The sequence below is a fragment of the Cribrihabitans marinus genome, assembly GCF_900109035.1.
GTDB classification, from domain to species: Bacteria; Pseudomonadota; Alphaproteobacteria; order Rhodobacterales; family Rhodobacteraceae; genus Cribrihabitans; species Cribrihabitans marinus.
Genome location: NZ_FNYD01000009.1, coordinates 160376 through 181506 on the forward strand (window position 1 = coordinate 160376; position 21131 = coordinate 181506).

The window sequence follows — 21131 nt, forward strand, 5'->3', positions numbered from 1 at the left end:
GTGGCCCGGCTGGTCTTCGTGACCCATCCCGATGTGCGGGTGGAGCCGGCGCTGGCCATTCCCGACTGGGGGCTGTCGGCCGAAGGCCGCCGGCGCGCGGCGGATTTCGCCGGATCGCCCCGGCTGGCATCGGTGTCGGCCATCTGGTCGAGCGCCGAGGCAAAGGCCCACGAGACGGCCCTGATCCTGGCCAGAGCGCTCGACCTGCCGGTGAAGGTCGACGCGCAACTGGGCGAGAACGACCGCAGCGCCACCGGCTATTTGCCACCTGAGGAATTCGAACGGACGGCGGAGGCGTTCTTTGCTGCGCCGGAGCAGAGCTTTCGCGGCTGGGAACGGGCCATCGATGCCCAGGAACGGATCCATGCGGCTGTGCGCCGGATCGTGGCCGGTCACGGCACGGGCGATCTGATGGTCGTGTCACACGGGGCCGTTGGCACGCTGCTCTATTGCCGGCTTCGCGGTCTTGCGATCGACAGACGCCACGACCAGCCGCACCAGGGACACTGGTGGTCGGCGGAATTGCCCGCGCTGGTCCCGCGTCACGGCTGGCGGCCTGTTGGTTGACCTTCGTGCGGCCAGGCCGAAACGGCGATGGCCTTCAACTCGTCGAACACGGCCGGCGTCCCGGCAATCACACGCCCGCCATGCGCGATCATCGCATCGGCGTCCTGATCCTCGACACAGCCGCCGGCCTCGCGGATCAGCAGCTGACCGGCCAGGCAGTCCCAGGCGTTCATGTGCTCTTCGAGATAACCCAGCAGCCGGCCCGCGGCGACATAGGCCAGCGACAGCGCGCCCGAGGCGTTGCGGTGGAACATCGCGCCGCGTGAGACCAGTTCCGCCACGACCGGCACGATGTTCGACGCCTCCACCCGGTTGGAATAGCCGACCGCCACGGTGCCGCTGTCCAGAGGCACTTTGTCGGCCACCGAGATCGGCTGGCCGTTCAGCCGAGCGCCGGCGCCGCGCAGCGCCACGAAGGTCTCGTCGTTGCTGGGGTCGTGGATGATGCCGATCTCGGTCCGGCCGTTGCGCACACCGGCCAGAACGACGGTCCAGGCCGGGATTCCGTTGACGAAATTCGTTGTGCCGTCGATCGGGTCGATGACCCAGGAAAACCCGCTGGTGCCGGGGGTCGGGTCATGCTCTTCGCCGAAGACGCCGTCATCGGGCCAGTCCCGGGCCAGACCTTCGCGGATCAGCCGTTCGACGCCGCGATCCGCTTCGCTGACCCAGTCCTGCGCGCCTTTCTTGTCGACCACCAACGCCTCGCGGTCGCGGAACCAGGCCGATGCCCGGTGCCCCACGGACCGGCAGAGCGTCACCGCATGATCCGCCCTGGGTTCGATATCCTGCATGATCCAGCCCCTCCTGCACCATCCGATCATGCGATGGTCGGGCGGGATGCAAAAGGCGAATCTGGAACCGCGTGATTTTCGACGGCGCGGTCAGCCGCCGACGTGCCAGCCTTCCCGCGCCACCATGCGCAGTGCGCCGCGGAAGGCGAGGGCGGTCAGGCTCACGCCTTCAGACCAGCCCATGCGCTCCATCGCGCGGGTTTCGTCTGGATGGGCCGGATTGAAACAGGCCGATGCCAGAAGCCGCGCCTGACCCCACCGGCTCTTGCCCAGATCTCCGAGCCGCTCCAGCGCGGGCAGAATGGTCTGTTCGATCTCGGTGAAATCGCTTCCGAAGGGGAAATCGGGCAGCGCGGACCGGTGCGGCAGCAGCCAGCCGTCCAGTGCCTGCGGTGTGTTGTTGCGATGCGCCTGCGGGATCCGGTGATCGGGCGGCAGTTTTCCAGCCGCTACCGCCTCTTGCCGCAACTCCTCCTGGAACCGGCTGTCGGCGATGTTCAGCAGGGCCGCGATCACCTCGGCGTCGGTCTTGCCGCGCAGGTCGGCGGCCCCGTATTCCGTGACCACGATGTCGCGCAGGTGGCGCGGGATGCTGACCGTGGCGACGTTCCAGCGGATGTTCGACACCGGCCGCCCGTCCTTCATCCGGCTCGCCGGCAGGGTCAGGATCGAGCGCGCACCGCTGAGCGCAAAGGCCTGATCGACGAAGTTGAACTGGCCGCCGATGCCGCTGACCACCTGGCCGCCCGGCAGGGTGTCCGACATGGCATCCCCCAGCAGCGAGACTTGCATCGTCACGTTGACAAAGCGGGCGTCGCGCCGGGCGGCACGTTTGGCGGCTTCGTCGCCGTAGAGCGCGTTGGTGAAACTGACGGGCATCATCGCGATGCGGGCGCGCTTGTCCTCGGGGAGCGCGCGCAGCCGGCGATAGAAGTCGCGGCTTTCGACGAAGAACCCGGCATGGATCGCCGCGCCCGAGACCTCGCGCCGCACGATCCCGGCCTCGAACAGGCGGAACAGCCCTTCGGTCAGCATTTCGGTCAGGCCATAAATCCCGGTTTCGAAAGGTTCACCGGGCGGGGCCTGTGAGGGAAACGGGCAGGCCTCCTGGATCGCGCGCCCGCGCCCGTCGTGACGCAGCAACAGCGCGTGCCCGATCGCATCGCCCAGGGCGCCGATGCCGATCTGCAACGTGCCGCCATCCGGCACCAGCCGCGCGGTGTGCAGCCCGATGGCGTGGGTCTGCGGCCCGACCGGGCGGCGCGGCGCGGCGAACAGCGCGCGCTGTTCCGGGGGGTCCAGCCGATGGGCGAACTCATCCGCGCCGATCTCGCCCGCGCCGGCATCGAGGAACGGCAGGTCGGGGTGGATTTCGGCCAGGGCGATGAAATCTGCCTCGCCCCTGCGCCGGAAATCGAACAGGTCGGCCGAGATGTCGGTGTTGCAGCTGAGCGAAAGCCGCCCGTCCTCTTCCGCGAGCAGTTGCGCCAGCACGTTCGGGCGGCGATCGAGCAGAACGTCGCGGGCATGGGTGTAATTGGCGGCGATATAGTTTCTCTGCGCCGGCTCCACCCCGATCCAGCGGCCGGCCAGCAGAAAGAACTCGCGGATCTCGATATTGGGCGGCAGGCTGCCCTCGCGCAGCATCCGGGCGTAGGATGGCGCGCGGTAGTTGCCGAACAGCCGCTCGCGCGCGGGGCCGAGAAACCTGTCGCGCACCTCTTCGCCCTCGTCCGGCGGTTCCAGCGTCAGGGCCGTGAAGATCTGCAAGCGACGCGCAGGGTCGGCGGCGGCCGCGCGGACCAGGCCATCGACGATATTGACGGGTTTGCCCAGGCCCAGCGGCAGGGCCAGGCGCACCTCGCCGCCGCAGGCGTCGAAGACCGCCTCGGCCAGGGCATCCGCATCCTGCCAGCGCCGCATCGGCGTCAAAGGTCGGCCCAGCCCGGATCGGGCTCGAAACGGGCTCCGTGCCGGGACGCCAGCGCGCGCATCCGCCCGGCGATCTCCTCCGCTCCGCGCTGCTTCGCGTAGTGGAGCGGCCCGCCCCGGAACGGCGCGAACCCGGTGGCAAAGATCATCGCGGCATCCACGCTGTCGGGATCGGCTGCGATGTCACGGCGCAGGCATTCGACGCAGGCATCGAGCATCGGCAGAATCAGCCGGTCGGTCAGGTCTTCGGGCGCGTCGTCCAGATCCGCGTCCGGCGCGGGGGTGCCGTCGGACCAGTCGTAGAACCCGGCGCCGGTCTTCTTGCCCAACTCGCCATTCTTGACCTTGCCCCGCAGGGTATCGCTGATGTCGGGCAGCGGCTTGTCCAGGCCTGCCTTCAGGCTTTCGCCGACATGCAGGCCGATATCCAGGCCCACCTGGTCGGCCAGCGCCACCGGACCCATGGGCATTCCGAACCGGATGGCGGCGGTGTCGATGACCTCCTTGTCGACACCCTCGTCCATCAGGACCATCGCCTCGAGCAGATAGGGTGTCAGCGCGCGGTTCACCAGGAACCCCGGGTAATCGCGAAGCTGAACCGGCAGGCGGTCGATGGATCCGCAGAAGGCGGCCAGACGGCGGGCGGTTTCGTCATCGGTGCCTGCATGGCGGACAACCTCGACCAGTTGCATCTTGGAGACGGGGTTGAAGAAGTGCAGGCCGGCGAACCGGGCCGCCTCGGGCGCGCCGTCGCGCAGATCGTCCAGCGACAGGCTGGAAGTGTTCGTGGCGAGGATCGCGCCGGATTTCATCCTTGGCCCGATATTGTCATAGATCGCGCGCTTGGTCTCGACCGTTTCCGGCCCGGCCTCGATGACCAGATCTGCGCGGGCGAGGCCATAGCCGTTCGGGTCGGGGACCAGCCGGTCCAGCGCATCGCGGATCTCGATATCGGACAGGTGCGCCGCCTTGGCGACGGAACGGGCATCGGCTATGGCCCGGCCCAGCGGCGCGGTCTCCACGTCGCCCAGGGTCACGCGCTTGCCCTTGACCGCGGCCCAGGCGGCAATCTCGGCCCCCATCGCGCCGGCGCCGATGACATGGACATGCGCGATGCCGTCCTCACCGCGGGCGCCCTCCTTCAGGTGCTGGCGCAGGAAGAAGGCACGGCGCAGGTTCTTCGAGGTTTCGGTGCCGAGCAATTCGGCAAAGCTGTCGATTTCGGCCTGCTGCATGGCCTGGGCATCGTCACCATGCTCTTCCCACAGGTCGATCAGGCGGTGGGGCGCGGGATAGTGGTCTTCGGGCGCTTTCTTGCGGGTCTCGCTGCGCATCTGGCGGGCGGCGAGCGCGCGCGCCTGGTCGAAGCGTAGCGCACGCGCCTTGAGGCCGGGGCTGCGGTCGCTCTCGGCATCGAGCATCGCCTGCACCGCCGCCGCCATGTGGCGTTCCTGCACGACCTCATCCGCGATCCCCAGCTTCCTGGCCTTGCGAGTATGCGCCGATTTGCCGGTCAGCATCATCGTCATCGCCTCGAGCGGGTCGATCAGCGCGGGCAGGCGGAAAGTCCCGCCCAGGCCAGGATGCAGGCCCAGCTGAACCTCGGGAAGACCGAAGCTGGCGCCGTCGATGGCGATCCGCCGGTCGCAGGCCAGTGCGATTTCGAACCCCGCGCCCAAGGCCGGGCCGTGGACCACGGCGATCGTGGGACAGGGCAGGGCGGCCAGCCGGTCCAGCACCGCGTGACCCTGGCGCAGCAACGCAGCGGCGCCGTCGGCGGCCATGTCGTCGAAGCTTCCGATATCGGCGCCGAGCGCGAAGCCCGACGGTTTGGCCGAGCGGATGACCACGCCCTTCGGCGGTGTCTCCTCCAGCCGGTCCAGCTCGTCCGACAGCCCCTCGATGACGGCGCGCGAGATGGTATTGGCCGAGCTGCCCTCGCAATCAAGGACCAGCCAGACAACCCCGTCCGCCTCGGCCCGCCGCCAGGGATGTCGCGGCTCGGTGGCCGGGCCAAGCTCCAGCTTCGTCTCGCCAAGGTGTTTCAGAACCGGTCCGGTCATCACGCAGCCTCCAACAGCATCGCTCCGCCCAGGCCACCGCCGATGCATTCGGTCGCGATGCCCCGAGCATGTCCCAACCGCCGCATCGCGTTGGCCAGGTGCAACACGATCCGGTTGCCGCTGGTGCCGACGGGATGGCCCAGCGAGATGGCGCCGCCGTCCACGTTCAGGCGGTCGCGGTCGATCTGGCCGAAGGCGCCGTCCAGGCACAGGACTTCGCGGCAGAACTCGGGATCGTTCCAGGCAGCCAGGCAGGCCAGCACCTGCGCGGCGAAAGCCTCGTTCAACTCCCACAACCTCACGTCATCCAGGTCCAGCCCGTTGCGCCGGGCCAGAGGTGTCGCCGACAGGACGGGTCCCAGGCCCATGACGGCGGGGTCGAGTGCAGCCCATTCGCTGTCGACGATGCGGGCCAGCGGCCTCAGGTCATGCTTTTCCACGGCCTCTTCCGAGGCCAGGATCACCCAGGATGCGCCATCGGTGATCTGGCTGGAATTGCCCGCCGTCACCTTGCCATGCGGTCGCTCGAAGGCGGGTTTCGGCTTGGCCAGGCCTTGCATGTCGCTGTCCGGGCGCACGCCGTTGTCGGCCTCGTAGACCGTGCCGTCGGGATCGAAGGCGGGCATCACCTCGTCATCCAGCCAGCCCTGATCCTGCGCGCGGGCCAGACGATGGTGGCTTTCCATCGCGTAGGCGTCGGCGGTCTTGCGGTCGATGTCGAACCGGTGGGCGAGAACCTCGGCGGTCTGGCCCATGTTCAGCGTCGTGATCGGGTCGGTCAGGCCGCGCTCCAGCCCGATCACCGGTTTGAAGAACCCCGCCCGCAGGCCGGTCATCGCCTTGGCCTGCGCCATCGGGCCCTTGGCCTGGCTCATCTGGCCGAACCATTCCACCGCCTCCTGCCGCAGGGTCAGCGGCGCGTGGCTCAGCGCCTCGGCCCCGCCGGCCAGGATCATTTCATGGCTGCCGTCGCGGATATAGCGGAACGCGGTGTCGATCGATTGCATCCCCGAGCCGCAATTGATCTGCGTGGTGAACGCGACCATATCGGCTCCAAGCCCCAGCCGCAGCGCGGCGACGCGGGCCGGGTTCATCTCATCTGCGATGACATTCACGCAGCCCAGGATGACCAGATCCAGGTCCTGCGGCTCGAATCCCTGCCGCAGCAGCAGCGGCCGGCCACATTGCACCGCCAGATCCACCGGCGTGAACGGGCCGGGCTTGCCCTCGGCCTTGAGGAACGGCGTACGGGCGCCATCGACGAGGTAGACCGGGCGGCTCATTCCGCGGCCTCCTGGCGGTCGCCCGAGACGGCCTTGCCGGGAAACAGCGCCGCCAATTCGTCGGCCGAGTAGTCCTCTACCGCAATCACCTTGTCGACAAGCTCCTGCATACGGGCGATGCGGTCACGATCCGACTGGCCCAGGATGCCGGCCTCCAGCCCGCTTTCGGGTGTGTGCCCGGCATCGCGCAGCTTCTTCATCAGCGGTGCACAGTCGTTGACCGCCGCGTAGGCCGCGTTCAGATCCGCGATCCCGTCACGGGTGCATCCGTCGAACATCCGCCCGATGATCCGGTCGCGGGTGTCCGAGGGGGCATAGATCAGGTCGGCGCAGGCTGTGGTCAGCTTGTCCGACGGGCCGTGCGCCGATCCGCCCGGCAGGATCAGGACCCGCAGCAGCCACGCGGCCCAGCGGGCGGGAAACGCCCGCAGCACCTCATCCAGGGCGATGCGGATGCGCTGGAACGCGCGGGCGGCGGTATATTCAACCAGCGGCAGGTCGGCCTGCTGCCCGCCCTCGTCATCCCACCGCTTGAGCGTGGCGGTCAGGATGTAGAGCTCGGAGAGGACATCGCCCATCCGCCCCGAGATCAATTCTTCGCGCTTGAGCGCGCCGCCCAGCGTCAGAAAGGCGAAATCGGCGACCAGGGCATAGGCCGCGGCCCAGCGCGAGACCTGCCGGTAGATCGGCGTCGCCTTGCCGGCCTCGGGCGCGGGGGCCAATCGCCCGCCCGTCCAGGCCCGCCCGATCGCGCGGCCCAGGGTCTTTGTGGTGTGCGATACATGCGCCCAGAGGCTGCGGTCGAAGGCTGCGAGGCTTTCCTCCTCGTCCTCGATCTGCAGCGCCTTGATATTGTTGAGCATGTGCGGATGCGCCCGGATCGCGCCCTGGCCGAAGATGATGAGGCTGCGGGTAACGATGTTGGCGCCCTCGACGGTGATGCCGATGGGCACCGCGCGATAGAGTGGCAGGAGGTAGTTCGACGGCCCGTCGATCACCGCCTTGCCGGAATGCACGTCCATCGCGTCGTTGAGCGCATCGCGCATGCGATAGGTCGCATGGGCCTTCATGATGGCCGAGATCACCGACAAGGCATGGCCCGCGTCGAGCCCCGCGCAGGTCAGCCGTCGCGCGGCATCCATCGCATAGGCGTCGGCCGCAAGCCGCCCCAGCCGCGCCTGGATGCCGCCGAACAGTCCGATCGGCAGGTTGAACTGCTCGCGGACGCGGGAATAGGCGCCGGTCGTATGCGCCGACAGCGCGATCCCCGCACAGCCCATCGAGGGCAGCGAGATCCCGCGCCCGGCAGCCAGCGCACTCATCAGCATCATCCAGCCGCGCCCGGCATAGTCGGGCCCGCCGATGATGTGGTCCAGCGGGATGAACACGTCCTTGCCCGTGGTCGGCCCGTTCATGAACATTGTCGAGGACGGCAGGTGCCGGCGCCCGGTATCGACCCCCGGCAGGTCGGCGGGCACCAGGGCACAGGTGATGCCCACGTCTTCCTCGCCGCCCAGGTGGCCGTCGGGATCGCGCAGCTTGAAGGCGAGGCCGAGCACCGTGCAGACCGGGGCCAGCGTGATGTAGCGCTTGGCCCAGTTGAGGCGGATGCCCAGAACCTCCTCACCGTTCCAGAGACCCTTCTCGACAACGCCTTCGTCCTTCATTGCCGAGGCGTCCGAGCCGGCCTCGGCGCTGGTTAGCCCGAAGGCGGGCAATTCGCGCCCGTCGGCCAGGCGCGGCAGCCAGTGATCCTTCTGGGCGTCGGTGCCGAACATGTGCAGCAACTCGCCGGGGCCCAGCGAATTGGGCACCATCACCGTGACAGCGGCCGCAACCGACCGGGTCGAAAGGTAGCGGACGATCTCGGAATGCGCATAGGCCGAGAACCCCAGCCCGCCATGCGCCTTGTCGATGATCATGCCGAAAAACTTCTTCTCGCGCAGGAAGTCCCAGGCCTCGGGCGGCAGATCGGCGGTCTCGCGGTTGATCTGCCAGTCGTCGATCATCTCGCAGAATTCGCGGCATGGTCCCTCGAGGAAGGCCAGCTCTTCCTCGGTCAGTTCCGGCTCTGCGACCGCGTGCAGCCGGGACCAGTCGGGATTGCCCGAGAACAGCTCCGCCTCCCACCAGACATCACCGGCTTCCAGCGCCTCGGCCTCGGTCTCACTGAGGCTGGGCAGGGCCTTCTTGGCCCACTTGTGGAGAGGGGCGGTTATCCTGTTTCGGCGAAAATCCGACATGGCGGGCACTCCCAAGGCTTACACGTGCACTAGGATAACGCAAAAAGCCGAACCGGGTTCCTGTATTGTCGGTTTGGTGGCGGTGTGGGCGACATCGGGCATCACCGCAGCCCTGGCGGGCAACCGGCCTCCGACCGCCATGTGCACTCAGGCCGAAGGGGAATCCAATCGTCTGGTCGATCCCCGTTCGACCAGCTGCGCGGGCAGATCGACCTTGCCGCCCTGCGCCTCGTCCGGGGTGTCGATGGCGGTCCGCAACATCTCGAAGCCGCGCCGACCGACGTCATATCGCGGTGTCGCAATTGTCGTCAGGCCCGGGTTCAGATGTCGGCTGAATTCCAGGTCGTTGAACCCGCAGACCCCCAGTTTCCCCGGCACATCGAAATACCTGCGCTGCGCTTCGAGGAGCACACCGGCCGCGAGGTCGTCATTGTTGCAGAAGATCGCGTCGGTATCCGGTCTGCGCGCAATCAGGTCGGCGAAGAGCTGCGTTCCCAATCCGATAGAGGAAGATTGCGGCGTCGTCACGATCCGGGTCGGGTCGAACATCCCGGTCTCTTTCAGCGCATCCGTGAACCCGGCCAGGCGGCGTTGCGACCGCGGGTCCATCCGCGCGCCCAGGAAGGCGGGCCGCCGGTACCCGCACGCCAACAGGTGTCGGGTCGCATCCACGGCGCTGGCGTAGTGCGAGAACCCGATGGACAGGTCCACCGGATCGTCGCCGCTGTCCATGATCTGGACGACGCGGCAATCGGCACCTTCGAGCATCGCGCGGGCCTCGGCGGTCTGATCGAACCCGGTTACCATCAGGCCGGCCGGTTTCTGTCGCAGAAGCGTGCGGATCAGCTGCTCTTCTTTAAGCGGGCTGTAGCGGAAATTGACGATCTGAACGTTGAAGGGTGTGTCCTCGGATGCGTCGTAGATACCGCGCAGCACCTCGGCGAACACGTTGTTTGTCAGCGACGGCACCAGAAGGCCGATCAGGTCGGTTCGTTTCGAGGCAAGCGCGGATGCGGCGGCGTCGGGCACATATCCCAGCCGCTCCACCACGGCGAGGACGCGCTCGCGCACCTTGTCGGACACCATGTGGGGCTTCCGAATCGCCCGGGAGACTGTGATCGCGCTAACATCGGCTGCGCGGGCGACGTCGTCCAGCGTAGTGTTCCTGCTTTTGGCCGATCGCGGTTGCATTTGGGGAGTATAGACAGTTTCTTCGAATTGAGAAGCAGTTTTCGTAGCATCAATTGACTTGTGACAGCGCTGTCATTATAGATCGCGCTCATTGAGTCTATTCCGAGGAGGACAAACCATGCGTGACACACTGAGATTTTCCCTTGCGACCGCGGTTGCGGGCCTGGTCATGGCCACATCCGTCGCGGCGCAGGAATACACCTTCAAGTTCCAGTCGTCCGACCCCGCGGGCAACGCCAATTTCCTGCTGCAGCAAGGCTGGGCCGAAAGCGTTTCCGAAAAGACCGATGGCCGCATCGAGATCGATCTGCTGCCGGTGGAGACCATCGTCGCGCACACAGAGACCCAGGATGCGATTGCCGCCGGCATCATCGACGGTCATTTCACCGACACGTCCTATTTCGCGGGCAAGGAGCCTGCATTCGGCCTGATCGCCAACCCGGTCGGGGCATGGTCCGATCCCGAGCAGATGTTCGATTTCATGGAGAATGGCGGCGGCAACGAGTTGATGAACGAGATGCTGGAGCCCTATGGCCTGCATTTCATCGGCGCCACGACCCCGGGCCTCGAAGCGTTCCTGTCCAAGGTGCCGCTTGAGGGTGTGGACGATCTGAAGGGTCTGAAGATGCGCGCGCCGGAGGGCATGGTGCAGCGGGTGTTCGCCGCGGCCGGCGCCGCGCCGGTCAACCTGCCCGGGTCCGAGGTTTTCACCTCGCTCGACAAGGGTGTGATCGACGCCGCGGACTATACCGTGTTTTCGACCAACCATGCACAGGGCATGCACGATGTTGCCAAGCATCCGGTCTATCCGGGCTTCCACTCCATGCCGCTGGTTGAGGTGAGCATCAACAAGGCCACCTGGGACAGCCTGCCCGAGGATCTGCAAACCGCGCTGGAGGAAAGCGTGCGCGAGTTTTCCCGCTCGCAAGTCGCAGCCCTGGCCGAAGCCGACGCAGCCGCCGTCGCAGAGGCCGAAGCTTCGGGTGAAGTGACGGTGCATGACTGGCCGGACGAAGAGCGCGCGCGCTTCCGGGCCATCGCCAAGGAAGAGTGGGCCAAGGCCGCCGAAGCATCGGAAGCGTCGCAGAAGGTCTATGACACGTTGACGACTTACCTGACCGAAAACGGTCTGATGTAACTGACCCCTCGACAGCGCCCCGGTTCGCCGGGGCGCTGTGCAATTCCCGAGGAGAATGCCATGAACGAGCCGCAAGAGACTCCGGACCGCGAAGATCACGGCGCCGCGCCCGAAGCGGGCGCGCTGGGCCGCATGATCAACGCGCTGGGCGTCGTGTTCGCCATCGGTATCCTGGCCTCTGCCGGTATTCTCTTTCTCGAGGTCATCCTGCGCTACGGTCTGAACAAGCCGACCGTCTGGGCGCACGAGACGGTGATCTTCCTCAATGCCTGTGCCTTCGTCTTCGGCGGGCTCTATGTCGCCGCGCGCGACGGGCATATCCGCGTGGTGCTGATCTACGATCAGTTGACGGGATGGATGCGACGCATCTTCGACATCGTGATTTCCATCACCAACATGATCGCCGCCGCTTTCTTTGCATGGGCGGCATGGCAGAGCCTGGTGCGCGCGGTCTGGACACCGGCCGGCGACGTGCGGCTGGAGACCAGCGGTTCGGCCTGGAACCCGCCGACGCCGGGTTTGCTGAAGGTATTCCTGTTCGTGGTCCTCTGCGTCATGGCGGTTCAGTTCGCGGTGCTGGCGATCAACTACTGGCGCAAGAAGGGTGACAGCTGATGGACCTGTTCGGATTTCTGCCCGATTTCCAGTCGATGGGGATCGAGATGGCGACGCTCGCCATGTTCATCATGCTGCTGGGTCTGCTGATCACGGGGATGCCGCTGGCCTTCGTGACCCTGCTCGTCGCGCTGCTCTTTGCGCTGGGGTGGTTCGGGCCGATGGCAGTGCCGCTGATCACCAGCCGGATTTTCAGCTTCGTGAACTCGTTCGTGTTCGTCTCGGTGCCGATGTTCGTGCTGATGGCGGCGATCCTCGACCGGTCGGGGATCGCGCGCGACCTGTTCGACGCGATGCGCGTGGTCGGCGGGCGCCTGCGGGGCGGGGTTGCGATCCAGACGCTGCTGGTCGCTGTCGTGCTGGCGGCCATGTCCGGGATCATCGGCGGCGAGGTTGTCCTGCTTGGCCTGCTCGCCCTGCCTCAGATGCTGCGGCTGGGCTATGACCGGCGGCTCGCGATCGGCGTCTGCTGCGCCGGTGGCGCGCTGGGCACGATGGTGCCGCCGTCGATCGTCTTGATCATCTATGGCCTGACCGCCAGCGTTTCCATCGGCGACCTGTTCACAGCGTCCTTCCTGCCGGGGCTGATGCTGGCCGGGTTCTACATCACCTATGTTTTGATCCGGGCCTACATCAACCCGGCCATCGCCCCGATCCCCGAGGCCAACGAGATCTCGACCGGCGAGAAACTGCGCCTGCTCAAGGGGCTGATCCTGCCGATCATGGTGGTGATCTTCGTTCTGGGGTCCATCTATGGCGGCATCGCCTCCGTGACCGAGGCCTCGGCCATCGGCGTGATCGGCGTGACCCTGTCGACCGTCATCCGGCGTGAATTCACCTGGTCGCTCATGATGGGCGCCGCGCGGCAGACATTGGCCACGGTGGGGATGATCGTCTGGATCGGCATCGGCGCCTCGGCCCTGGTCGGCGTGTTCAACCTGATGGGCGGGATCGATTTCGTGTCCGGCCTTATCATCGGCGTTTCCGAGAATCCGACCGTGATCGTCCTGCTGATGATGGCGATCCTCTTCGTGCTGGGCATGTTTCTCGACTGGGTCGGGATCGCGCTGCTGACCATGCCGATCTTCGTGCCGATCATCCGCGACCTCGGCCTCGACCCGGTGTGGTTCGGCGTGGTGTTCGCGATGAACATGCAGGTCAGCTTCCTGTCGCCCCCGTTCGGCCCGGCGGCGTTCTACCTGAAGTCGGTCGCGCCCCCGGACATCTCGCTGGGCGAGATCTTCCGCTCGCTGCTGCCGTTCATCGCGATGCAGATCCTGGCGGTGGCGATCCTGATCACGTTCCCGGGCGTTACCGGACGCTAGGGAGCAGGCATGAAGATCGACCGCATCGAAACCCTTAGGCTGGCCGAATTCCCGAACCTCATCTGGGTCGAAATCGTGACCGAGGATGGTACCCGCGGGCTGGGTGAGACGTTCTTCGGCGCAAGCGCGGTCGAAGCCTACATTCACGACTGGTGCGCGCCGCGGCTACTGGGCCGTGACGCAATGGCGATCCCGGCGCGGCGGGCCGATCTCAAGGATTACCTGGGTTGGCGGGGTGCGGGTGTCGAGACGCGGGCCCTGTCCGCAATCGACATCGCGCTTTGGGATCTGTTCTCGCGGGTCCACGGGAGGCCCGTTGCGGACATGCTGGGCGGCCGGTCGCGCGACCGCATCCGGACCTACAACACCTGCGCCGGCTATCGCTACGTCCGCGGGGCGCAGGGGCAGCGCGTGGCGAATTGGCAGGCGGATGCCGCCGAGGGCCCATACGAAGATCTCGACGCGTTCCTGACGGATGCGGGCGAGCTGGCGCAATCGCTGCTGGATCAGGGCATCTCGGCGATGAAGATCTGGCCTTTCGACCCGGCTGCCGAGCGGAGCGGCGGCTGGGACATTTCCGCCGACGAGTTGAAGACCGCGCTGGAGCCGTTCGAGAAGATCCGAAAGGCGGTCGGCGACAAGATGGATATCATGGTCGAGTTCCATTCGCTGTGGTCGCCGCCGGCGGCCCGGCGGCTGGCGCATGCGCTGCGCGACTTCGATACCTACTGGCACGAGGACCCGTTTCGCCTGGAAAACCTGGGCGACCTTCGGGAATACGCCCGACATACCGACGCGCTGATCTGCGTGTCCGAGACCCTGCCGTCGGTTCACGCCTTCCGCGACTATCTCGAAACCGGCGTCGCCGGGGTGGCCATGCTGGATCTTTCGTGGTGCGGGGGGCTCAGCGAGGCGCGCAAGATCGCCGGGATGGCCGAGGCCTTTGGCGTGCCCGTGGCCCCGCATGACTGCACTGGGCCGGTGGTGTTCGCCACGTCGTGCCACTTCTCGATGTACGCACCCAACGCGATGATCCAGGAATCCGTCCGGGCCTTCTATACCGGCTGGTATCGGGAACTTGTCGACGGGCTTCCCGAGGTTTCTGACGGGATGATCGCCATTTCCGACGCACCCGGGCACGGTGTTTCCCTGCATCCCGATCTGGTGGGCCGGGCGGATGCTGTTCACCGCGTTTCAACGAATTTCGATGGAGGCTGACATGACCAATTCCGATGGCCGCACCCTGAGATCCCGGGCCTGGTTCGACAATCTGGACGATCCGGAGATGACCGCGCTCTATCTGGAACGCTATCTGAACTACGGCCTGACGATCGAGGAGTTGCGCTCGGGCAAGCCGATCATCGGTATCGCCCAGACCGGCAGCGACCTGTCGCCCTGCAACCGTCACCATGTCGAGCTGGCCAAGCGGTCGCGGGACGCGATCAGGGACGCCGGAGGCATCGCGCTGGAATTCCCGGTTCATCCGATCCAGGAGACCGGCAAGCGCCCGACCGCCATGCTGGACCGCAACCTCGCCTATCTGGGCCTGGTCGAGGCGCTTTATGGCTATCCGATCGACGGGGTGCTGCTGACGATCGGCTGCGACAAGACCACGCCCGCGCTGCTCATGGCGGCGGCGACGGTCAACATTCCGGCCTTGGCCTTCTCGGTCGGCCCGATGCTGAACGGCTGGCATCGGGGTGAGCGGGCCGGCTCGGGCAGCGTGATCTGGAAGGCGCGCCAACAGCTCGCCGCCGGCGAGATCGACGCCCAGGGTTTCCTGGACATCGCCGCGTCCTCGGCGCCTTCGGTCGGGTATTGCAACACGATGGGTACGGCTACGACGATGAATTCCCTTGCCGAAACGCTCGGGATGCAGCTGCCCGGTTCGGCAACTATACCCGCGCCCTACCGGGAACGCGGGCAGATGGCCTATTACAGCGGCCAGCGGATCGTCGAGATGGTGCACGAGGACCTGCGCCCCGACCAGCTGATGACGCGCCAGGCATTCGAGAACGCCATCGTGGTGAATTCGGCTCTGGGCGGGTCGACCAATGCGCCGATCCACCTGAACGCCATCGCGCGTCACGTGGGGGTGGAACTCTCGAACGACGATTGGGAACGTGTCGGTTTTGCGGTTCCGCTGTTGGTCAACATGCAGCCAGTGGGCAAGTATCTCGGCGAGGACTTCCACCATGCCGGTGGCCTGCCGGCGGTGATCGGAGAGTTGTTGCGCGCGGGCGTCCTGCCGCATCCGGATGCGCTGACGGCGACCGGACGGACGGTGGCGGACACCTATGGCAAGATCCAGGCGTCCGATCCCGACGTGATCCGGCCATTCGAAAGCCCGATGGCCCGGTACGCGGGGTTCCTGAACCTGTCCGGCAATCTCTTCGACAGCGCGATCATGAAGACCTCCGCGCTCAACGAGGAATTCCGCGGCCGCTACCTGTCGGATCCGGACGATCCCGATGCTTTCGAGGGCAGCGCGGTTGTCTTTGACGGTCCCGAAGATTTCCACCACCGGATCGACGATCCCGCGCTGGATATCGTGCCGCACTCTATCCTGGTGATGCGTGGCGCCGGCCCGAAAGGGTATCCCGGCGGTGCAGAAGTGGTGAACATGCGCCCGCCATCCTACCTGATCAAACAGGGCGTCCACGCGATGCCCTGCATCGGTGACGGAAGGCAATCGGGAACATCCGGCTCGGCCTCGATCCTGAACGCCTCGCCCGAGGCGGCGGACGGCGGCGGGCTGGCACTGCTGGAAACCGGCGACCGCGTGCGGGTCGACCTGAAGACGCGTCGGGTCGAGATGCTGGTGCCGCAGGAGGAATTGCAGCGTCGGCGCGAGGCGCTTGACGCCGCCGGGGGGTTCCCGGCCCCGGCCAGCCAGACGCCGTGGCAGGCGCTGTTCCGCGAAAAGGTGCAACAGTTCAACACTGGCATGGTGCTGAAGGATGCAACCGACTACCAGGACATCGCCCGCAAGTCGCTGCCGCGCAACAACCACTGAGGTCATCCATGTCCCATCCGTTCGACCTGCTCTGCATCGGAGAGCCGTTGTTCGAATTCAGCCATGTCGGTGACGGCAATTGGCGCGAAGGGTTCGGCGGCGACGTGTCGAACGTGGCCATCGCCGCGGCGCGGCAAGGCGCGCGTTCGGCGCTGCTGACGCGGTTGGGCGCCGACGGGTTCGGCGACCGATTCCGCGACCTCTGGACGGTGGAGAGGGTCGATCACAGCCATGTCGCGACGGATCCCGACGCGCCCACGGGCCTCTATTTCATAACCCAGAAGGACGGCGATCACGTCTTCGACTACCGGCGCAAGGGATCCGCTGCCGCCGGTCTGTCTGAGGCGAACCTGCCGCGGGCCGCACTGGCCCAGGCACGCATCGTGCATCTGTCGGGCATCTCGCAGGCGATCAGCCCGTCGGCCCGGGATGCCGGTTTTGCGGCGATGGAACAGGTTGCCCAGGCGGGCGGGCAGGTGTCCTATGACCCGAACCTGCGGTTGAAGCTCTGGCCGCTCGATGAGGCCCGCGACGTCATCCACAGGGCGATGGCCCATGCCGACATCGCTCTGCCGGGGCTTGACGACGCGCGGATCCTGACCGGTCTGTCCGATCCCCGGGACATCCTTGCGTTCTATCGGGACCTCGGGCCCGAGATCGTGGCGCTGACGCTGGGCCGGGACGGGGCTATCGTGTCCCATCGCGACCAGGTCGTGTCGATTCCGGCGGTGCCTGCGGAGGCGGTTGACGCAACGGGTGCCGGAGATTGCTTCGACGGATCGTTTCTCGCCCGGCTGGCGCTTGGCGACACGGTCGAGGCTGCGGCCCGCTATGCGGTCGCGGCGGCGTCCCTGTCGGTCACGGGCCACGGTGCTGTGGCCCCGCTGCCCGACCGCGACGCTGTGCACGCTGCGCTGTCTCGGTCCAGAGCTGGTTGACCGCCGCGACTTCCTGTCGCCTGGTCGTCACGCCGGCTCGCCGTACTTCGACACCAGGACGGTCCAGAGGGCGTCCAGCGCGGGAAATCCCAAGTCCTTTCTGCCTGCGGCGCAGATGTTCCAGCGAATATCCTGGCGGACGGGCACCCGATCCGCAGGCGTTCGCCCCCGTTGCTGTGCAAGCGGGCAGAACTGCCGGGTCATCAAGGGATCTATACACGCATCTTTTGGATTATCCGCGCAGGGCCGGTTAGGCGACGGACTTCGCACTGATGGAAAGGGGTGTCGTCGCCCAGTCCGAGGACAGGCCGAAGGCTCTTGCGATCGTGGCGGATAATGTCGGTTGGGCCAGCCTTGGAAGTCATCCCAAGGCGGTCAAGAGCATCGAGACGCCGAAGCTCGACGCGATGGAATGCCCCAGCGACCGGGTTGGCCCCGGGACGAGGCGTTCAACAATCCGTTCGGTCCGCGCAACATCGCTCATGCCTTTGCCACCGAAGAGACCGACGAGACGGATGATCCGCGGTGGGGCCGGTGGGCACCAGCGTATCGTCGATGACCGGCCTGTCCCGCCCGAACGGCAGAAGACGCTCGATAGCGAGATGACGGAAAAGACCCTGGATTCCATCGATCGCGCCGTGCAGAGCGACACGCCGTTCTTCGTCTGGTTGGCACCGGCGCGCGCCCATGTCTGGATTCACCTGAGCCCGGAATACGAGGCGATGCCGGGCAATGGTCGCGGGCTGCAGGATGTCGTGATGAAGGAACTCGACGATAATGTCGCCAAGGTCCTGGACCATCTCGACAGCCTCGGGATCGCCGAGAACACGATCGCGGTCGTCACCTCGGACAACGGGCCGGAGACCCTGACCTGGCCGGATGGCGGCGCCACGCCGTTCCGGGGCGAGAAGGGCACCACCTGGGAAGGCGGATTCCGCGTGCCCGCGATCATCCGCTGGCCGGGTGTGGTCGCGGAGGGTGTGGTCGAAAACGGGATTTTCGACTCTATGGATTGGATGCCCACGCTTGTCGCCGCGGCGGGCGGGCCGAAGGATCTGCGCCAGAGCCTGTCCGACGGGTTCGAGGGCTGGCAGGCGCACCCGGACGGATACAACCAGCTGCCGCTGCTGACCGGCGAGGGCGAGAGTTCCTGCAAGGAGGTGATCAAATATGACGGCACCGACCTCCAGTGCATCCGCCATTGCGACTGGAAGGCGCATTTCGTGGTGCAGGACATGGACGGGCAGGACCGAAGGATGAGTGCAATTCGCCGCTCCTCGTCAATCTTCGCCGCGATCCCTATGAGAAAGCGTCGGAAGTACCCGGCATGAATGTTAAATGGACCGGCGACCAGATGTGGGCGTTCGGCCCTGCGGCGCGGATCGTCCAGAACCATCTTTCGACCTTCGCCGAATCCCCGCGGCGCGGCGCTTTGGTTGGAAACGAGCAGCTGTTAACGAGCAGGTCAGCTCCGACACCGGCTTCTCGCAATAGGCCCCCCCGGCCGTCCCCGTCAACCGGGGGCGGGTTATCCGGGGGGAGGGGTGCCCGTCGCCATCACGAAGGCGTGGGCACGGATTTGTCTCCGGCCGCCGGCGTCCTATGATCAAAGTTGATCGGATTCGCGGGCGACCCCGAACGACATGCCTGGACGGTGCGCGATGTTTCGGATCCGTGGCACTTAATGCGGGAGCGATGACAATGACACATCCGCACCTGACCCGACGCGATCTCGTCGCTGCAGGCGGCGCCTTGATCGGGGTGGCGCTTGCGACCGGAGGTTCCGGGCTTCTTGCACCGGCACGCGCGAATGGGCTTTCGCCGACAACAACGATGCGCGGCGGGGCGAACAACTATCTGCCCGGCGCGCCGATCGTGGATCGGATCGGTGGAGGCGGGTTCTGGATGACCGGAACCGTTCGCCGCGCGGGTGACGGGGCGCCACTGCAAGGTGCCCGTATCCAGATCTGGGCGCACACCACCGAAGGGCATGAACGCGATCCGCACAGCCACGGTGCCACGCTGACGGATGCCGCCGGAGTGTTCCGCCTCGAGATGCCCCAGATCGTGCCGGCCTTCGGTCAACCGCACGGGCATCTTGCCTATGACAGCGGCGACTTCGAAACCGTCTTCCTGCGTCCCGTGATGCCAAGCTCGAAGGACACCAGCCTGGAGGCGCATTTCGTCCTTCAGCCAGCCTAGCGCGCATGCGGCTGCTCAGCGCGATACTGGTATGGGCGGGGTTCGGCGCCCTGGTGGGAACCCCCATTTTCATCGCGGCAGCAAGCCCGCTGCTCCAATGGCGCGATCCGGTCTATGTCGTGGCTGGTTTCGCGGGTATCGTCGCGCTGGCGCTTCTTCTCGTACAGCCCGTGCTGATCGGAGGCTACCTGCCCGGTCTCCCAAGGCGGCTGGGACGTCACGTGCATCGCTGGACTGGAAGCCTGCTGGTCGTCGCGGTCATCATCCATGTCACCGGGCTTTGGCTCACCAGCCCGCCGGACGTCATCGATGCGCTGATCTTCGCCTCGCCGACGCCGTTCGCCGCCTGGGGTGTTGTCGCCATGTGGGCCGTCTTCGCGGCGGCGATGCTGGCTTTGCTTCGACGGCGGCTCCGTTCTTGGTTGAGCGCCTGGCGCCTCGGTCACTCGGCGTTGGTCCTGGTCGCCGTCGTGGGCACGGTGATCCATGCCGTGCTCATCGAAGGGACGATGGGGATGGTGTCGAAGGCAGTCCTCTGCGCTGCGGCAATCTCGGCTGTCGTCAGAGTCATCATCGATCTCCGCACCCTGATGCTGCTGAAAAAGCCACAGGGCTGAGGGCCGGCCAGAAATGCCGGGATTGTCGGAAATTGCTCAAGGCGATCAAGGCGCGGCGATTGCCGGGACTCCTGCCGCGAATGACGCAGCCATTTGCTCACTGCCACCGATGTTCCCGAAGCCGTGGGTGCGGGCCGGTGGGCCTTGCTGCCAAGGCAGTCGGATACAGCGAAGCCGGAGTGTCGGCGGAAGCTGCGATGGATATTTCCGGCATCGAGAAACCCAAATCGCTCGGCAATGCAGCGAAGATGGCCGCACACGGGTTCCTCAGTGAGGAGCTGCGTCAGGCAGCGCCGCGGTCGCTGATCCCGGACGTAGCGGCGCACACGACCCACTTCTTTAAAGGGCCGGTAGCGCGTCGCCCGAGAGAATCCGAACTCCTGGCACAAGCGCTCGACCCCCAAGGTCATCGGCGCCCAGGTTGCGGTCGATGAATCCGCGCAGGAGATGCGACGTCCCTTTCCCGTTTTTCCGTTCCGGCGGGATTTCGTGTTCGCCAAGCATCAGTGATCCAACGAGGGCCAGGAACGCGACCGACAGTTACTGGACCTCGGCTGAGTGGTCAGTCTGATCTGACTGGTCCGATGTGATTGTTAGTGCATGACTGGCCTCTGGTCCATCGGGACGAAGATCTACAGGGAGCCGCACTAGACCTTCATGGCGATATCATCGCGGCCCTCGAGCGCCGTATCGCCCGACTGGAAGAAATATCCGATATCTTTGCCAGGAATGCATCGAAATCTGATCTCGATGCCTGGACGGACCGGCTACGCCGATCCGGTGTGCGCATCTCAATGGACGGCAAGGGCCGGTTCCTCGATAACATCTTCGTTGAACGGCTCTGGCGCAGCCTGAAATGCGAGTGCGTCTACCTGCATGCCTGGGAGACCGGATCGCAGGCAAGGGCCGGTGTTGGCAAATGGATCGAGTTCTACAACCGCAAGCGCCCTCATTCCGCGCTTGGCGGCAAACCGCCAGCCGTGGTCTATTGGCTGAGAAAAGACAAAACCCAACCCCCTAACGGTGATGCAAACATCACCTGCCGGGCAACGGATCAGCAGGAGCAAAGAGTAGCTTAGATCACGCCCGAACCTGTCCAAGGACTGGGGAGTATGTATGAACTGCCTTCCCCTGCAAGTGATTTTTCGATGCGCCGCTGACCCTGCTTCTATGTATTCGGTCTTTCTTTGGAACCATTTGATTTGCC

The 21131-nt window shown here is 66.0% G+C and carries 17 protein-coding genes and 1 pseudogene; 11 read left to right on the forward strand and 7 right to left on the reverse strand.

The window, feature by feature from the left end; all coding sequences use genetic code 11:
* The gene (locus tag BMX57_RS15790) at positions 1–567 is read left to right on the forward strand and encodes a histidine phosphatase family protein (protein WP_092369250.1); all 567 of its coding nucleotides are present in this window, start codon (positions 1–3) and stop codon (positions 565–567) included.
* Here the strand turns inward: BMX57_RS15790 and BMX57_RS15795 are convergent.
* The 6 genes from BMX57_RS15795 to BMX57_RS15820 all read right to left on the reverse strand — a co-directional run bounded on the left by BMX57_RS15795 (position 543) and on the right by BMX57_RS15820 (position 10073).
* The gene (locus tag BMX57_RS15795) at positions 543–1361 is read right to left on the reverse strand and encodes an inositol monophosphatase family protein (protein ID WP_092369253.1); all 819 of its coding nucleotides are present in this window, start codon (positions 1359–1361) and stop codon (positions 543–545) included. The genes BMX57_RS15790 and BMX57_RS15795 overlap by 25 nt on opposite strands.
* A 90-nt stretch (positions 1362–1451) precedes the next feature.
* The gene (locus BMX57_RS15800) at positions 1452–3284 is read right to left on the reverse strand and encodes an acetyl-CoA hydrolase/transferase C-terminal domain-containing protein (RefSeq protein ID WP_143057932.1); all 1833 of its coding nucleotides are present in this window, start codon (positions 3282–3284) and stop codon (positions 1452–1454) included.
* Positions 3285–3289: 5 nt separating this feature from the next.
* Positions 3290–5356 (reverse strand): 3-hydroxyacyl-CoA dehydrogenase NAD-binding domain-containing protein, encoded by a 2067-nt coding sequence (locus tag BMX57_RS15805; protein WP_092369259.1) that lies wholly within the window; start codon positions 5354–5356, stop codon positions 3290–3292.
* Positions 5356–6639, reverse strand: coding sequence for an acetyl-CoA C-acetyltransferase (locus BMX57_RS15810; protein WP_092369261.1), 1284 nt, complete (start codon positions 6637–6639; stop codon positions 5356–5358). Before BMX57_RS15810 ends, BMX57_RS15805 begins: the two co-directional genes overlap by 1 nt.
* Complete coding sequence (locus BMX57_RS15815; RefSeq protein WP_092369264.1) at positions 6636–8882, reverse strand: acyl-CoA dehydrogenase; 2247 nt, start codon at positions 8880–8882, stop codon at positions 6636–6638. Before BMX57_RS15815 ends, BMX57_RS15810 begins: the two co-directional genes overlap by 4 nt.
* 147 nt (positions 8883–9029) lie before the next feature.
* Complete coding sequence (locus BMX57_RS15820; RefSeq protein ID WP_092369267.1) at positions 9030–10073, reverse strand: LacI family DNA-binding transcriptional regulator; 1044 nt, start codon at positions 10071–10073, stop codon at positions 9030–9032.
* Positions 10074–10191: 118 nt separating this feature from the next.
* Between BMX57_RS15820 and BMX57_RS15825 the strand changes: the two genes are divergently transcribed.
* From BMX57_RS15825 to BMX57_RS15850, 6 genes are read left to right on the forward strand one after another with little or no spacing between them, the layout of a single operon-like run.
* On the forward strand, positions 10192–11211 hold the full coding sequence (locus BMX57_RS15825) for a TRAP transporter substrate-binding protein (RefSeq protein ID WP_092369270.1): 1020 nt from the start codon (positions 10192–10194) through the stop codon (positions 11209–11211).
* Between the two features lie 60 nt (positions 11212–11271).
* Positions 11272–11826 carry a TRAP transporter small permease subunit gene (locus tag BMX57_RS15830; RefSeq protein ID WP_092369273.1) on the forward strand — a complete coding sequence of 185 codons (555 nt, stop codon included), beginning with the start codon at positions 11272–11274 and terminating at the stop codon, positions 11824–11826.
* The gene (locus tag BMX57_RS15835) at positions 11826–13151 is read left to right on the forward strand and encodes a TRAP transporter large permease (RefSeq protein WP_092369276.1); all 1326 of its coding nucleotides are present in this window, start codon (positions 11826–11828) and stop codon (positions 13149–13151) included. The genes BMX57_RS15830 and BMX57_RS15835 overlap by 1 nt, the downstream gene beginning before the upstream one ends.
* Positions 13152–13160: 9 nt before the next feature.
* Complete coding sequence (locus BMX57_RS15840; protein WP_092369279.1) at positions 13161–14369, forward strand: mandelate racemase/muconate lactonizing enzyme family protein; 1209 nt, start codon at positions 13161–13163, stop codon at positions 14367–14369.
* Between the two features lies 1 nt (position 14370).
* Entirely contained in the window at positions 14371–16167 is a 1797-nt protein-coding gene (locus BMX57_RS15845; protein WP_092369354.1) for an IlvD/Edd family dehydratase, read from the forward strand.
* 8 nt (positions 16168–16175) lie between these two features.
* Positions 16176–17105, forward strand: a complete 930-nt coding sequence (locus BMX57_RS15850; RefSeq protein ID WP_092369282.1) for a sugar kinase — start codon at positions 16176–16178, stop codon at positions 17103–17105.
* 27 nt (positions 17106–17132) lie between these two features.
* On the opposite strand, the gene BMX57_RS20740 is transcribed toward BMX57_RS15850, so the two are convergent.
* Positions 17133–17309 (reverse strand): hypothetical protein, encoded by a 177-nt coding sequence (locus tag BMX57_RS20740; RefSeq protein ID WP_177175479.1) that lies wholly within the window; start codon positions 17307–17309, stop codon positions 17133–17135.
* A 311-nt stretch (positions 17310–17620) separates the two neighbouring features.
* On the opposite strand from BMX57_RS20740, the gene BMX57_RS15855 reads away from it, so the two are divergent.
* The 4 genes and pseudogenes from BMX57_RS15855 to BMX57_RS20905 all read left to right on the forward strand — a co-directional run.
* Positions 17621–18436, forward strand: a complete 816-nt coding sequence (locus tag BMX57_RS15855) for a sulfatase-like hydrolase/transferase (RefSeq protein WP_229724267.1) — start codon at positions 17621–17623, stop codon at positions 18434–18436.
* Between the two features lie 370 nt (positions 18437–18806).
* Positions 18807–19307: a peptidase associated/transthyretin-like domain-containing protein gene (locus BMX57_RS15860; RefSeq protein ID WP_092369285.1), complete on the forward strand. Its 501-nt coding sequence runs from the start codon at positions 18807–18809 to the stop codon at positions 19305–19307.
* Positions 19308–19312: 5 nt separating this feature from the next.
* A complete protein-coding gene (locus tag BMX57_RS15865) occupies positions 19313–19924 on the forward strand; it encodes a ferric reductase-like transmembrane domain-containing protein (RefSeq protein ID WP_092369288.1) in 612 nt (203 codons plus the stop codon).
* Positions 19925–20703: 779 nt separating this feature from the next.
* A pseudogene (locus BMX57_RS20905) lies at positions 20704–21003 on the forward strand (integrase core domain-containing protein); the annotation flags it as partial.
* Positions 21004–21131: the final 128 nt, after the last annotated feature.